The following is a 14,515-nucleotide window of genomic DNA, read 5'->3' as shown; positions in this document are numbered from 1 at the left end:
CTGCCGTTCCCTCCTAGGGAAAATAGGTATAGTGACAGCAATGTTGATAGCTGTGTTTTATGTTCTCGCCAAGTGCCCTTTGTACAGAGAGCGACTATTTATTGAGGTGAAAACCACAAAGCTGGGAGGAATGGGTGTTTGCGGTGCACAATTTTTTAGAATGTAACACTCAGACCCATGAAAATTCTTAAAGATGAGCTGCTGCGAGTCGCTCTTCTTCCATGCGTTTGAACCTCTGCCTTTTGGTGAGGAGAGATGCCAAGATGACGCCAATCGTCACGATAACGACCAGTATCGTGCAAATAGCATTGATTTCTGGCGTCACACCTAATCTCACCTGAGAATAAATCTTCATAGGCAAAGTGGTTGATCCGGGTCCGGAATTAAAGCTCGCGATCACCAAGTCATCCAGTGACAATGTGAATGCCAGCATCCAACCTGCGAGCACACCTGGCAGGATCTGAGGGAGGGTGATGCGGAAGAATGTTCTAACAGGAGGACAGCCCAGATCCATTGCAGCCTCCTCTAAGGAGCGGTCAAATCCAGAAAGGCGGGATTGCACGACAATCGCTACGTAGCACATGGAGAATGTGGTGTGGGCAATCATGATTGTCCAAAAACCGCGATTTTGATCAATAGCCACAAACAGAAGCAGCAATGACAACCCGAGGATGACTTCTGGCATCACGAGTGGTGCGTAGATCATCCCCGAGAACAAAGTCCGTCCGAAGAAGCGTCCTTGCCGGGCTAAGACCAGCGCTGCCAATGTGCCAAGAACCGTTGCAAGAGTTGCAGATGTAAGGCCGATACGGAATGTGACCCACGCAGCTTCCAACAGCTGTTCGTTTTGCAGCAAGGATGCATACCACTTGGTGGAGAAGCCGGCCCAAACCGTGACCAACCGAGATTCATTGAATGAAAAAACAATCAGAATGACGATGGGCAAGTAGAGGAAGCTGAACCCCAAAACCAGTGATGTGAGATTAAACCAACTCGGTTTTGACGGCATTACACGTCCCCTTCATTGCGTCGGGTCTCGTGCCGCTGAAACAGCAAGATTGGAATCACAAGCAATACCAGAAGAACAATTGCCACCGCGGACGCAACTGGCCAGTCCCTGTTGGAGAAGAACTCAACCCATAGGGTTTTCCCGATCATCAGTGTTGATGAGCCTCCCAACAGGTCGGGAATGACGAACTCTCCTACGGCTGGAATGAAGACGAGGAAACACCCTGCAATCACGCCGGGCATGGCAAGAGGGACTGTTACCCGCCAGAAGGTCTTCCAGGGTGGACAGCCAAGGTCCTCTGCAGCTTCTATCAGGGTCGTGTCCAGTTTCTCTAAGGAAGAATAGAGCGGGAGGACCATGAAAGGCAGGTAAGAATAGATAATGCCAATGTAGACGGCGATGTCGGTGTTGAGGATAACCAGAGGCTCATTAATGACACCGATTGTGATCAGTGCCTGATTGAGCAGGCCATCGGTTTTTAAGATGCCGATCCACGCATAGACCCGGATCAGAAAACTGGTCCAAAACGGCAGGATGACCATCATAACCAGCGTTGGCTGCCAGCTTCTTGGTGCCCTTGCCATGCCGTAAGCAAGTGGGAAGCCAATGAGCAAAGTCAGTAATGTGGATATGAAAGCTATTTGCAAGCTGGAGACATACGCGCGCCAGTAGAGGTCATCCTCTGTTAGCCAGATGTAATTATCTAGCGACCAGCGCTGCGCAGCTTCCCAAAGTCCAAGCACCCCCCTTCCCCAATCGATTACCGGCAAGTAAGGCGGAATTGAAACGGCTGCTTCAGACAACGAGATCTTTGCAACAATCACAAACGGAACAAGGAAGAAGAGCAGCAGCCAGACGTATGGCACACAGATGAGTGCGAAGCGGCCCCATTTTCCGGTTGGATTGGTCGGTGAGTTCTCCGGTGCCTGAAGTTCATGACGTGGTGGTGGGATCGTTTCTGATCTCATGAGGTCGGTTGATGAGAGGTTAGGGTCAGTCATTTGGCACCTCTCATCGTGTCAAGATCACGCCGGCATCGCTGTCCCATGACAGCCAGACCTGATCTTCCCAAGTGATCGGTCTTTCAACCAGCCGTGCTGTATTGGCAACAATCGCCCGCAGCGTCTCTGTCTCAGCCACTTTGATATGATAGATGGACACGTCGCCCATGTAGGCGATATCCCAGACTTCTCCTTGAATGGCATTGGTACCCAAGCGTTCTGGTTTATCAAAGGAGATACGCATCTTTTCCGGACGGATGGCTAGAGCAGCATGATCGCCCACGTTTGCAGAGGTTGGATAGCACACATCCAAATGGCTACCCAGAACAGATGAGAACATCTTGACGTCCTCAAGTTCCTTATTGGTGATTTGCCCGTCCAGAACGTTGATGTCACCAATGAATTCCGCCACAAATCGGGAATTGGGTTGCTCGTAGATTTCTCCCGGTGTCGCATTTTGAAGGATCTTGCCCTTATCCATAACCGAGATGCGATCTGCCACGGTCATCGCTTCTTCCTGATCATGGGTCACGATCAGGAACGTCATCCGCAGCTGTTCTTGCAGATTGATCAATTCCAGCTGGGTTTCTTCACGAAGCTTCTTATCGAGCGCAGCAAGAGGTTCATCGAGGAGGAGTACTTTGGGGCGTTTGGCGAGGGATCTCGCGAGTGCAACGCGTTGGCGCTGACCACCGGACAACTGGTGCGGCTTGCGTTTGGCAAATCCTTCCAGCTTGACCAGACTAAGCATCTCCATGACCCTGCTTTTGATCTCTTTGGAAGGCAGGCCGTCCATTTCCAAGCCAAAGGCGATGTTCTTTTCGACGTTCATATGCGGGAAGAGCGCGTAGGACTGGAACATCATATTGACCGGGCGCTTATATGGCGGCACGTTGGCGAGGTCTCGCCCTTCCAGAAAGATTTGACCTTCAGATGGGGCCTCAAACCCTGCAAGCATTCTCATCAAAGTGGTTTTACCGCACCCAGACCCGCCCAACAGGGCATGGAACTCACGCTTGTAGATTTTGAGAGAAAGGTTATCAACGGCAACAAAATTGCCAAAACGCTTGATGATATTCCGAAATTCAATAAAAGGCTGCTCGCTCGGGTCGTCCCAAGGTGAAAATGCACGACGTACGGGGCCAAGCGGTTTCTTCGCCAATACTCCAATCCTTTTCAATGGCCTGCCTGGTCAGTGGTTCAGGGTAGGATTGCATCTCACGGAGCAACCCTACGCTTGCAGGCCCATAGTTTTTAGTGACCGGTTTTGACAGTTGTGAAGGTGCGGTTCATCAAGCGCTGTGCTTTGAGCGGCTTGGCACCGATGGTGTAGAGGCGTTGCTTCACCTCATCTGTCGGGTAGATGTTTGGGTTTGAGGTCACTTCTTCATCCACCAGAACTGTCGCATCTTTGTTGCCGTTGGCGTAGTAAACATAATCCGACATTTTCGCGATCACTTCCGGGCGCATCAGGTAGTTGATGAATTCGTGTGCTTCTTCAACGTGTTCTGCATCAGCTGGAACTGCGATCTGATCGAACCACATCTGTGCGCCTTCATTCGGCAGGATGTAGGTGACTTCTACGCCCTTATCAGCCTCTGCAGCACGATCCGCTGCCTGCAATACATCACCAGACCAGCCGTATGCCAAACAGATGTCGCCGTTGGCAAGGCCGTTTACGAATTCAGAATTGTGGAATTTGCGAATGTAAGGACGGATCGTTTCCAGAAGTTCGCCAGCCGCTCGAATGTCTTTCGGATTGTTGGAATCTGGGTTTAGGCCCAGGTAATGCAGCGCAGCCGGGAACATTTCATCCGGCTCGTCCATCACATATACACCACAACCCGCAATTTTTGAGAGCTCTTCAACGTCAAACAGCAAATCCCAACTGCCGATTGGAGCGTCAGGATTGAGTGCACGCACCTTTTCCTCATTTACCCCATAGCCAGAGGTGCCCCACATGTAGTTGACGGAGAACTCATTGCCTGGATCGAACACTTCAGTACGCTCTTGCAGAAGTGGATCCATGTGCTTGAGATTTGGAAGTTTGTCCTTGTCGAGCTTCTGATAGACGCCCGCCTGAATCTGACGCTGGAGGAAGGTTGCACTTGGGACAACCACGTCATAGCCAGTCTTGCCAGTCAGCAGCTTTGTCTCCAAAACCTCATTGGAATCAAAGGTATCGTAGTTCACAGTGATACCGGTCTCGTTCTCGAAGTCTTTGAGAACCTGCGCATCAACGTAGTCGGACCAATTGTAGACATTTACAATACGATCCTTAGCATTGGCGGCAGACAAAGAGAGAGCCAGCGCTGCTGCTCCCGATAGCAAAATTACGGTTTTCATTCTCAAATACTCCAATCTCAAACACAGAGGCTCAAAGCACCTTTGCGAAGCGAGCCTCTGCATATAGCCGCCATGGTATATCCTTCTGGTGGCAGATTAATTTCGGCCTACATTCCAACCCAATATTTTACAGGAATGCCGTAGGTTCGTTGGGTGCCTCAGGCACCCAGCTCTCAGATCCTCTCAACACTATCAGGGTTTCTAGTGTGCAGCCTTAACCCGTGTCCAGAAGGTGCTGGCTAGAATCAAAGGTTTTATTGAGAACAATGATTCCGACTTTAATCTCAGAAGCACTAGAAACTTCTTCATCACTGCCGTCTGGTCAACGGTCCGCTATCTGAAGTGTCTTCAACCGTGCTGGGAATCTGAAAGAAGCCACAGAGTGTCCTCAGACATTGTTGGCTCTTGTTCATCATCCAAAATTCAAGAAAACGACCAGTTCTCAATGCTGTAGGCTGGCTTAGATGACCACATTATCACCTCAAGTAAGCATTGTAATTTTGTTAGAATGAGGCGCAATTACACACTCGGAACGATTAAAGAGAAGGTACAATTAAACTTCCACAAAACAACATAGTTTCCGACTTGAGCTGACCTCTGCTAGACTACTATCCCAACCAGAAGCAAGCTGGATCTTATAGCAGCCGGAAAGAGCTGAATTACTTTTCATGAGTGAAACGCTGCCACGAACATTTGGTAGCAAACCCAATTGGAAGTCCTATGAGTTCTGAAATTAATCCGGATGATGAAGCGGCGCTTAATATGCGCGGTGTGAGCGACCTTGAAGAAGCCCGCACCTGGCTGCAAGCCCGGAACATTGGAGATATTGAGTGTGTTGTACCTGACGTTGCCGGGGTACCACGCGGCAAGATGATGCCGACAAACAAGTTTTTCAGCAGCAACACGCTGACAATGCCCTCCTCTATTTTCGCCCAGACTATTTCTGGCGATTACCCTGAGGATGATGATCGGTTTCAATATAATCCGACAGATGGCGACCTTTATTTCAAGCCCGATTATTCAACGCTGACCATTGTGCCTTGGGAGACTGACCCGACAGCTCAGCTCCTGCATGATGCTTTCACCAAGGATGGGAAGCCCTTCCCGATTGCTCCGCGCAATGTTCTAAAGCGCGTACTTGAGCTTTATGATGCCGAGGGTTGGCAGCCAATTATCGCCCCTGAGGTGGAATTCTATCTGGTTAAGCCCAATACCGATCCCGATTATCCGCTGGAACCTCCAGTTGGTCGTTCTGGTCGCCCTGAAGTTGGCAGGCAGTCTTATTCAATCTCCGCTCTCAATGAGTTCGACGAGTTGATTGACGACATCTATGATCTTTCTGAGGCTCAGGGACTGGAGATCGACACCCTTATTCACGAAGAGGGTGCTGCTCAGATGGAAATCAACTTGAGACATGGCCACCCTTTGGAGCTGGCGGATCAGGCGTTTATGTTCAAACGCACCATTCGCGAGGCCGCGCTGCGCCATAACATTTACGCCACCTTCATGGCCAAGGCGATGTCCTCCCAGCCAGGGTCATCTATGCATATTCATCAGTCTATCCTTGACCGGGAGACAGGACAGAACATCTTCAACAGTGCAGATAATGAGGCAACGCCTGCCTTCTATCATTTTATTGGTGGGCATCAGCGTTACATGCCCGCTTTAATGCCGATTATGGCGCCTTATGTGAACTCCTACCGCCGTTTCGCGCGTGATAGCGGGTCTCCAACCAACCTGTTCTGGGGCTACGACAACCGTACTGTGGGGCTTCGTGTTCCTAGTTCATCTCCTGATGCGCGACGGTTAGAAAACCGGGTGCCAGGATCTGATGCCAATCCGTATCTCGTTATCGCTTCCAGCCTTGCCGCCGGATACCTGGGTATCAAGAAAAGGATTGAGCCTGATAAGCCGAGAGATACCGACAACAGTGAGGTTATGAGCAAACTTCCGCGTACATTGCTTCATGCCGTTGATGAGTTTGAAGCAGACGATGATTTGCTGGAGATTTTCGGCGAACAGTTTGTTGCCACATATCGGGCCATCAAACTTGAAGAGTACGAGACCTTTATGTCCGTTATCAGCGCCTGGGAACGAGAATACCTGCTGATGAACGTTTGATTCCCACTGGATGAGGTGTGACTTTCACGCGAAACTGTGGATACCACACCCCTTAGTTGAGTGTATTATGTCCAGCAATTTTAACTTTCATAATATTCACTAGAGCCAGTCACAGCATAGTTCCTAAGAGATACTTCCAGGAAACTTAATTTAAACCGATTTATATTTCGAATTTAACTAATTACAAATACATATGCGGATCGAATTTTCGTCAAAACATCACAAAAATGTGAGATTATACGAATTTATACTTACATATTTTTGAATTCACTGGGTATTTAATTTCAGAATTCCTAGTCTATCATGCAATTTTTGATTTTATTTAATTTTATCACAACTTTATGTCTAATTTTAAATACATTTCAAATGTTGTTTATTACAAACCATATTCGAGGCTATTGATGGCGGTTAATAGGTTGCAAACGCAATTTAAATCGCATTTGCTGGTTTTTGAGGACATCACATGCCAGATCAGAAAAAGAGCATTCTTCTCGTTGAAGATGCCAATTTCTTTGCTCGCGTAACTGAAAGCGAGATTGAGCGTGCGGGGCATTATCATGTCACGACAGCGAAAACGTATGCTCAGGCAAAAACTATTTTAGAAGAAGGTAAGGTAAAGCCATTCCTTGCTCTTGTTGATCTGACGCTTCCAGATGCGCCGGATGGTGAGGTTGTAGATCTCACTATCGACGCCGGACTACCGACAATCGTGTTCTCGGGGCGTTTTGATCAGGGTACCCGACGATCAATTCTGAAGAAGGGGATTGTAGATTACGTCCTCAAAGATTCTCCTGCGAGCCTTGGTTACCTTGGTGAGCTGGTCAACCGTGTCGATAGGAACCTCAGCACCAAAGTATTGATCGTGGACGATTCCTCACATGCACTGGCGTTGTTAAAGAAGCGGCTTCAGCTCTATTGCCTTCAAGTGATCACGGCTACTTCCGGTGAAGAAGCGTTGGAAACACTCAAGCAAAACCCTGATATCAAGCTGCTGATTATTGATCATTTACTGCCGGGAGCGACTGGCTTTGAAGTCATGACGCAGATCCGACGGAGACATAGCTTCAGTACTTTGGCAGTCATTGGAATCTCGGCAACAGATGACCCAGCCCTTACTGCGAAGTTTCTGAAATCCGGTGCTAACGACTTCCTGAACAAGGCGTGCACACCTGAGGAACTGATGTTGCGGGTTTCGCAGAACCTCAATCAGTTGGACCGCATAAGTGAACTGACCGAGATGGCGCATCGTGACCCGATGACAGGCCTGTTTAACCGTCGCCACCTCTACAACGTCGTCGATAAACTTCATAAAGACCAGATGCTTGCTGGCAAGGAGATGCGATATGCCATGATCGACATTGATCGCTTTAAGCAGATCAATGACAAGTTTGGCCATGAAACCGGAGACAACCTGATTATCTCTGTCGCGCATCGCATTTCGGATCTCCTGCCGCCAAGAAGCGTCGCCATTCGAATTGGCGGAGACGAGTTCTGCGTTGCACTGCCCGATATTGATGAACCAACATCCAAGCAGTTTCTCTCTGAGCTTAGAAGTTCTATGCCAGTCACAGATCCCGGTAATGATGAGCATACGTTTGCACCGACGATCAGCGTCGGCCTTTCAGCGGGCACTGAGAACTCACTGGCGAGCGCTCTCAGGGTTGCGGACCGTTGCCTGTACAGAGCCAAGAAATCTGGCCGCAACCGCATTGTAACGTCTTCTGCAACCACTCTTGATGCCATGTAGTCTGGCGGCACTTCTGCCGTCAGATTGTCCTACCTCCGTCGACTTCCAAAGCTACACCGGTGATAAACTGGGCTTCGTCTGAAGCGAGCCAGAGTGCTGCGTTTGCAATGTCTTCTGGTTTAGAGAAGCGCCCCAAAGGAATGCTGTCACGAAACTGCTGGCGCTTCTCCGGGGTGTCTTCTCCCATGAAGAGTTCCAGCATGCCGGTTTCTCCGGCCACTGGACATAAGGCATTGACGCGAATGTTTTGAGGAGCAAGCTCTACCGCCATGGATTTGGTCGCTGTGATGACCCAGCCCTTGGAGGCGTTGTACCAGGTGAGCCCGGGACGGGGACGGATGCCCGCCGTGGACGCGGTGTTGATGATGACACCACCGCCCTGTCTTTCCAGCTCAGGCAAAGCTTCAAGCGTTGTCAGATAGATAGCTTTGGCATTCACCTCTAGGATGCGGTCAAAATTGTTTTCATCTACCTGTGCTAAAGGGCAGTTGCGGTGGGTGTAGCCAGCATTGTTGACGACGACATCCAGCCGCCCAGTTTTCTCAATTGCATAAGCAACCATCGCTTTCACATCGGAGCGCACGGTCACGTCTGTCTCAATGGCATACGCTGTGTCACCGATTGCATCTGCAAGGTTTCTTGCTGCAACTCCATCGAGATCAGCGATGATGACCGCTGCACCTTCTTGCGCATATTTTTGAGCGATTCCTTCCCCAAAACCAGCTGCACCACCCGTGATTATCGCGGTTTTTCCTTCCAATCGTCCTGACACGCTTTTCCTCCCCACGTGTGAAAGTCCGCCTTAAGCGTGACTGACAACAATGGTCTTCAGAACAGAGAATTCTTTAAGTGCTTCAAAGCCTTTTTCCCTGCCGTGACCAGATTTCTTGACCCCACCAAATGGCAGTTCAACCCCTCCACCTGCACCGTAGGTGTTTACAAAGACCTGACCAGAGTGGATGGCTTTGGCAACACGCGTTGCTCTTGCGATGTCCTTGGTCCAAATGCCGGCTACGAGCCCGTAGGGGGTACCATTGGCAATGCGAATTGCTTCTTCTTCCGTCCGAAACGGAATGAGTGAAAGAACCGGGCCAAAAACTTCATCCAGAGCAAGTGAGTGATCTGTTGGAACCGGACCATAGACTTTTGCTGTGGTGTAATAGCCTTCTGTTGGTGCGTCCGGGGCGATTGTGCCCTCCCCAATCAGCGGAATGCCGTCTGTCTCTGCCTGCTCACAAAAGGCGTTTACACGGCGGAGTTGTCTGGCGTTAATCAATGGTCCGAGATCTAGATTATCCTTGTATTGGCCTGAGACAGTGCTTCTAAAGGCGGTTCTGAGTGTATCAACTGTCTCTTCCCAACGACTTTGATGCACCAGAACACGCGATCCAGCAGAACAGGTTTGACCGCCATTCTTCAAAATACAGTCCTGAATAACAGGTAGTGCTTTGTTCAGATCAGCATCTTCGAAGATTATTTGCGGGGACTTACCGCCAAGTTCCAATGTACACCCGATATGATTGCGCGCGGCTGCGGATTGGATCAGTGTCCCCACATCTGGCGATCCTGTAAAGGTGATGAAATCCACTTCAGGATTGTAGGAGAGCGCAGCTCCAGCCTCTTCTCCCAAACCTGTCAAAACGTTGAGTGTTCCAGCTGGAAAACCAGCTTCGACTGCAAGATTGGCCGTTTCAATAATGGATAGGCAGGCATCTTCAGAGGGTTTGACAACCAGTGTATTGCCCATGGCTAACGCTGCTCCAGCAACGCGCGCGAAGATTTGCATGGGGTAATTCCATGGCACTATGGAGGCAACGACGCCATGCGGCTCGCGAACTGTCATTGCGAGGTAATCAACCGCGATCGGTAGCGTCTCACCCGTAATTTTGTCAGCCGCTCCACCATAAAACCGGAAGTACTGGGCGGCAGTATCGATGTCCCCATAGCCCTGGCTTAAGGGTTTACCGGTGTCACGTGCCTCAAGCTCTGCCAGATGATCCCGGTTTTGCGAAATCAACTCCGCGAGCCTTAGTAAACGCTCTCCGCGTTGCCCCGCAGATAGTGAGGCCCATTCTTTTGAGGTGAGCGCTGTTCTTGCAGAAGAAACCGCTTTCCCGACATCAGATGCAGTACACCGAGGAATCGTTGCGTATGGCAAGCCCGTGCTTGGACAGATCATATCAATGGTTTCTCCAGAGGACGCATCACACTGTAAGCCATTGATAATTGACCGGTATTTTCTCAAATTCTGAGAATTTAGTGTCGCGCTAAACTCTGTCATACCGCCCCCCTCGGATGATAAGCTTTGTGCTGGTCATCCGAACGCTAGTTCATGTAAGAGGGCGGCGCAATTCTCTTCTTGGGGGAGTTTTACTGGGTTTCTGTTGGTGTCAAATCTGTTGCCGAGCTCTTTACTCCATAAAACTGATTGTGCCACAGTTCTGCATATATCCCGTCTTTTGCCAGTAATTCCGCATGCGTTCCTGCTTCAACAATCTGCCCTTTGTCCATCACAATCAGACGGTCCATTCTGGCAACTGTGGTCAGGCGATGGGCAATAGCGAGGGTGGTTTTGTCCTTCATCACATCGTTCAGGATCTCCTGAATGTCCGCATCCAGCTTGGTGTCTAGCGCCGAGGTTGCTTCATCCAGGATCAGGATTGGCGGATTTTTCAGGAACACACGGGCCAATGCAATCCGTTGACGCTGCCCACCGGAAAGTTTGATGCCACGCTCACCTACGAATGCCTCAAAGCCTTTTCGGCCTTTGTTGTCTTCCAGTGCCTCAATGAACTCCAAAGCATGCGCTCGGCGGGCAGCTTCACGAACATCTTCCATCTCGACATCATCTTTACCAAGCGAGATGTTGTCGAAAATAGACCTATGAAACAACGAGGTGTCCTGTGTCACCAACCCGATTTCTACACGTAGAGATTCCTGCGTAACGCTTCGCAGATCCTGATGATCAATGGTGATAGCTCCACCTTCAACGTCGTACATGCGCAGCAGCAGATTCACGACGGTTGATTTGCCAGTACCTGAGTGACCAACGATACCTACCTTCTCACCGGGTTGGATGATGAAATTCAGATCTTTTACAATCGCGGTTTGCTGGCCGTAGGCAAAGTCGACATTGTTGAACTCAATAAGGCCCTTCTCATAGTGAAAGTTCGTGGCCTCAGAATCGTCAACAAGGCCAAGCGAGTGCTCCATGGTTCTGGCGGTGGATTTAAACGAGCCATAAGAGCGGAAAAGACCGGTTAACTGAGCAAATATTTCCAGCAGTTTGCCTTCCAGGCGAATGGCAAAACCAAGGACAATTGCAACTTCACCTGTTGTGATTGCCTGTTGATGCCACAACGCAAGACTTAGGCCTGTAAATGCAGCAAGACCACATGCTCCGACGAGTGCAACAAGCATCCGTGATGTAACCACTGTGGAGCGGAACCTAACTATTGCCTCTTTGAAACCTCTGAGTTGATTTGTGAAATGGCCAAGCGCACGATCATTACCCTGAAAGAGCTTCACAGTCTGAATGTTGGAGTAAACGTCAACAACAGAACCATTCACGGCATGCGCGATATCTGCTCCTTCTTTTGAAGCATCGCGAATGATTGGCACGCGGATATACGCAAGGACAGCAAACAATCCGATCCAGACGAGCATGACTACCCCAAGATACCAATGCAGCCATGACAATGCGATCAGGAGCGACCCTGCAAAGAAAAAGTTTGGGATGACAATTCCAATCCCCGCCCAGAACAGTTCTGCAACTTCTCGCCCACCTCCAAAGGTTTTGCTGGCGAGGTTTCCCGCAAACTCCTTTTGAAAGAACGTCATGTCCTGATTGAGCAGTCGATCAAAGAACGTGACACGCGATGAGGTGAGAATATTAACGTGAAGTGTCAGTGAAATCAGAACTTCATAAGCAATTGAAAATACTGGCTTTGCAACGAGAAATGCGACCGCAGCAGTCACAATCAGCCACATGTTCTGCTGCCAGAACAGCTCTGGTCCACTCGCTTCCATCTGATCAATCAGGAAGCCAACAAATGACAGCAGGAAGACAGTCAGAATGGTTTCGACCAGCACCACCAGCAATAGAACCAGAGTGTGCTTTGGAAAGATGAACACGAGAGAACGCAGTTGTTGCAAATGCGTTTTGCTCTCCCATTCCATATGATTTTTGGCAAATGGGTCAACATGATTGGTTGCCCACTGATAAAGCGCATTCAGCACGATCTGCTCCGGGAGACAAAAAGAGAACACTTAGACTATCGCGCGACTCGGCTTGTGAAAACCCAGAAGAATTCATCTACTCAAATTTGAACTCGAGACTGTGTCATTTTGCGCAAGTTCGAGCACAACGCTTATTTTACCTTATTAAATTCAATGCATTATCTTTATATTAGATTTTTCTAATTTTATGTATTGTTATTTTAGTATTTTCTAATATACTAATTTCAACTTCAAAAAAGGATTAGCCCAATGCGTTATCTTTCTAATTTAGGTGAGCGGTATTCTCCTCTGTACTTTTTGTCCGCCGTTGGTGCAGGTGGCTTGGCAATTAGCTTCTTTATGTACCTTATGTGGATGACACCACATAAGGTATCTCCTATCGCCAACTTTGCCTCTTTGACTGAAGCCTTCAACAACGGTTCCATCGCTATGCAGGCGCTGATTGTTGTGGCCGCGGTTGGTATTATCTTCTTCTCAGTGTTGCACTTTCGCTTGCTGTTCTGGAATTTTTCCGAGTACGGAAAGTGGAAGCAAACCAAGGTTTTTGAAGGCTTTAAGAATTCCAATGCGGAAAGTCAGCTGATGACTATTCCATTGGCTCTTGCCATGACAGTCAATGTCAGCTTCATCGCGGGTGCGGTATTTGTACCAGGCCTTTGGAGCATTCGCGAAATCCTGTTCCCCTTCTCCCTGCTGGCTTTTGCAGCCATCGGAGTGTTGGGTTTCCGCATCTATCTGGACTTCATCTCCCGTGTCCTGACAGAGGGTGGATATGAGTGCGCAAAGAACAACAGCCTCGGTCAGATGATCTCCGTGTTCGCATTTGCCATGATTGGCGTTGGCTTCTCTGCTCCGGCAGCTATGAGTCAAACCAAGGTGATTGCGGCAATCGGCATTGCTGGTAGCGCTCTGTTCATCGGCGCAGCCATTGTGATGGGGACAATCAAACTGATCCTCGGCTTCCGTTCTATGATGGAGCACAAAGCTGCGGGCGAAACCACACCAACACTCTGGATCATTATTCCGTTCCTGACCGTTGTTGGCATTGCAATCTACCGCATCAAAATGAGCCTTGCGCATAACTTCGATGCACCGGTAACTGCTGGTGGAATCTATGTTTTTCTGATCAGCTTGTTCGCAATCCAGATCCTGTTTGGTCTGATCGGCTGGGCAGTCATGAAGCGGGTTGGCTACTATGACCGCTGGATTGCTGGTCCGGACAAGTCTCCAGGTTCTTACGCGCTGGTTTGCCCTGGTGTTGCATTGTTCGTCTTCGGTAATTTCGTGATCAATGCAGGCCTTGTGAAGCTTGGTGTTCTTGGTTCCATGTCCATCGCCTACTTCGCGCTGTACGCCCCGCTGATTGTAATCCAGATCGCAACAGTCTGGCTGTTCCTGAAGCTCAACGGAAAGATGCTTTCAGCGTCCAACCAGCTGCAGGCTCAACCAGCAGAATAAGAAAAAGGCGGGTGTTTGACCCGCCTTTTCTCATTGAGTTCGAGTATCTTGCTCTAAAATCAAATCGGACGTCGCGCCCATGGTCTCGTACCAGCGGGCGCTTCTTTTCGCGCAAAGACTGGCTGCGTGTAGGCGGTGACCTCATTGAGGTTGCCGGACTCCAGATCAGCTCGTAGACGTGGGTTGTCCAGCGCGAAACTGTTGATGCCGACGCGGAGCATGAAGCCAATCTGATCGAGAATGAACGGACCAACCGCACGGATCTCGCCACCGTAGCGCAATCCATCTCTCAGGATGCGGGCAGCAGAGAAACCCCGACCATCTGCAAAGCTTGGGAAGTCTACTGCAATGAGTTCCAGCGCCTCAAGATGATCAGCCAGCTTTTCCGCTTTTTCACCTGCACGAAGTACAACACCCAAAGTCAGATTTGTCTGCTTAAGCTGTTGTTCTTCTGCCAGAAAACGCTCCAGAGAGAAGATAAACTTCCCCTCGGCTGGCAGGGCTTCATCCTCTGCGATATAGGCCCAGTCATCAGCAACGATCTCGTCGTTCTTGAAGATCTCAGTGGTCTTTTTGAGTTCTGTTGTCATTTGA

General features: G+C 49.5%; 11 protein-coding genes. 3 read left to right on the top strand and 8 right to left on the bottom strand.

Going from position 1 to position 14,515, the window contains the following annotated elements:
* Nucleotides 1-187: 187 nt before the first annotated feature.
* The 4 genes from PsAD13_RS06315 to PsAD13_RS06300 form a co-directional block, all read right to left on the bottom strand.
* Entirely contained in the window at nt 188-1,009 is an 822-nt protein-coding gene (locus tag PsAD13_RS06315) for an ABC transporter permease (protein WP_063286886.1), read from the bottom strand.
* A complete protein-coding gene (locus PsAD13_RS06310; RefSeq protein ID WP_063317594.1) occupies nt 1,009-2,010 on the bottom strand; it encodes an ABC transporter permease subunit in 1,002 nt (333 codons plus the stop codon). Before PsAD13_RS06310 ends, PsAD13_RS06315 begins: the two co-directional genes overlap by 1 nt.
* A 10-nt stretch (nt 2,011-2,020) precedes the next feature.
* Nucleotides 2,021-3,190, bottom strand: a complete 1,170-nt coding sequence (locus PsAD13_RS06305; RefSeq protein ID WP_063317593.1) for an ABC transporter ATP-binding protein — start codon at nt 3,188-3,190, stop codon at nt 2,021-2,023.
* Nucleotides 3,191-3,264: 74 nt separating this feature from the next.
* Nucleotides 3,265-4,356 (bottom strand): polyamine ABC transporter substrate-binding protein, encoded by a 1,092-nt coding sequence (locus PsAD13_RS06300; protein WP_063317592.1) that lies wholly within the window; start codon nt 4,354-4,356, stop codon nt 3,265-3,267.
* Between the two features lie 720 nt (nt 4,357-5,076).
* Between PsAD13_RS06300 and PsAD13_RS06295 the strand changes: the two genes are divergently transcribed.
* Together PsAD13_RS06295 and PsAD13_RS06290 are read left to right on the top strand one after the other, a co-directional pair.
* On the top strand, nt 5,077-6,477 hold the full coding sequence (locus PsAD13_RS06295; protein ID WP_063317591.1) for a glutamine synthetase family protein: 1,401 nt from the start codon (nt 5,077-5,079) through the stop codon (nt 6,475-6,477).
* Between the two features lie 463 nt (nt 6,478-6,940).
* The gene (locus tag PsAD13_RS06290; RefSeq protein WP_063286882.1) at nt 6,941-8,224 is read left to right on the top strand and encodes a diguanylate cyclase; all 1,284 of its coding nucleotides are present in this window, start codon (nt 6,941-6,943) and stop codon (nt 8,222-8,224) included.
* 19 nt (nt 8,225-8,243) lie between these two features.
* Here the strand turns inward: PsAD13_RS06290 and PsAD13_RS06285 are convergent, their stop codons facing one another.
* The 3 genes from PsAD13_RS06285 to PsAD13_RS06275 all read right to left on the bottom strand — a co-directional run bounded on the left by PsAD13_RS06285 (nt 8,244) and on the right by PsAD13_RS06275 (nt 12,463).
* Nucleotides 8,244-8,996 (bottom strand): SDR family oxidoreductase, encoded by a 753-nt coding sequence (locus PsAD13_RS06285; protein WP_057460984.1) that lies wholly within the window; start codon nt 8,994-8,996, stop codon nt 8,244-8,246.
* Between the two features lie 30 nt (nt 8,997-9,026).
* Nucleotides 9,027-10,505 carry an aldehyde dehydrogenase family protein gene (locus PsAD13_RS06280; protein ID WP_063317590.1) on the bottom strand — a complete coding sequence of 493 codons (1,479 nt, stop codon included), beginning with the start codon at nt 10,503-10,505 and terminating at the stop codon, nt 9,027-9,029.
* Between the two features lie 89 nt (nt 10,506-10,594).
* Nucleotides 10,595-12,463: an ABC transporter ATP-binding protein gene (locus PsAD13_RS06275; RefSeq protein WP_208986461.1), complete on the bottom strand. Its 1,869-nt coding sequence runs from the start codon at nt 12,461-12,463 to the stop codon at nt 10,595-10,597.
* 249 nt (nt 12,464-12,712) lie between these two features.
* On the opposite strand from PsAD13_RS06275, the gene PsAD13_RS06270 reads away from it, so the two are divergent.
* Nucleotides 12,713-13,921, top strand: coding sequence for a hypothetical protein (locus tag PsAD13_RS06270; RefSeq protein ID WP_063317589.1), 1,209 nt, complete (start codon nt 12,713-12,715; stop codon nt 13,919-13,921).
* A 59-nt stretch (nt 13,922-13,980) separates the two neighbouring features.
* On the opposite strand, the gene PsAD13_RS06265 is transcribed toward PsAD13_RS06270, so the two are convergent.
* Nucleotides 13,981-14,511 carry a DUF934 domain-containing protein gene (locus PsAD13_RS06265; protein WP_057460987.1) on the bottom strand — a complete coding sequence of 177 codons (531 nt, stop codon included), beginning with the start codon at nt 14,509-14,511 and terminating at the stop codon, nt 13,981-13,983.
* Nucleotides 14,512-14,515: the final 4 nt, after the last annotated feature.

Origin of the sequence: Pseudovibrio sp. Ad13 (assembly GCF_001623225.1) — a bacterium.
Classification (GTDB): Bacteria; Pseudomonadota; Alphaproteobacteria; order Rhizobiales; family Stappiaceae; genus Pseudovibrio.
This window is presented reverse-complemented; position numbering and strand designations above follow the sequence as displayed.

Coding starts and splice junctions, on each gene's coding strand:
- PsAD13_RS06315 (WP_063286886.1), bottom strand. CDS start 1,009: ATGCCGTCAAAACCGAGTTGGTTTAATCTCACATCACTGGTTTTGGGG.
- PsAD13_RS06310 (WP_063317594.1), bottom strand. CDS start 2,010: ATGACTGACCCTAACCTCTCATCAACCGACCTCATGAGATCAGAAACG.
- PsAD13_RS06300 (WP_063317592.1), bottom strand. CDS start 4,356: ATGAAAACCGTAATTTTGCTATCGGGAGCAGCAGCGCTGGCTCTCTCT.
- PsAD13_RS06280 (WP_063317590.1), bottom strand. CDS start 10,505: ATGACAGAGTTTAGCGCGACACTAAATTCTCAGAATTTGAGAAAATAC.
- PsAD13_RS06265 (WP_057460987.1), bottom strand. CDS start 14,511: ATGACAACAGAACTCAAAAAGACCACTGAGATCTTCAAGAACGACGAG.
- PsAD13_RS06295 (WP_063317591.1), top strand. CDS start 5,077: ATGAGTTCTGAAATTAATCCGGATGATGAAGCGGCGCTTAATATGCGC.
- PsAD13_RS06270 (WP_063317589.1), top strand. CDS start 12,713: ATGCGTTATCTTTCTAATTTAGGTGAGCGGTATTCTCCTCTGTACTTT.
- PsAD13_RS06290 (WP_063286882.1), top strand. CDS start 6,941: ATGCCAGATCAGAAAAAGAGCATTCTTCTCGTTGAAGATGCCAATTTC.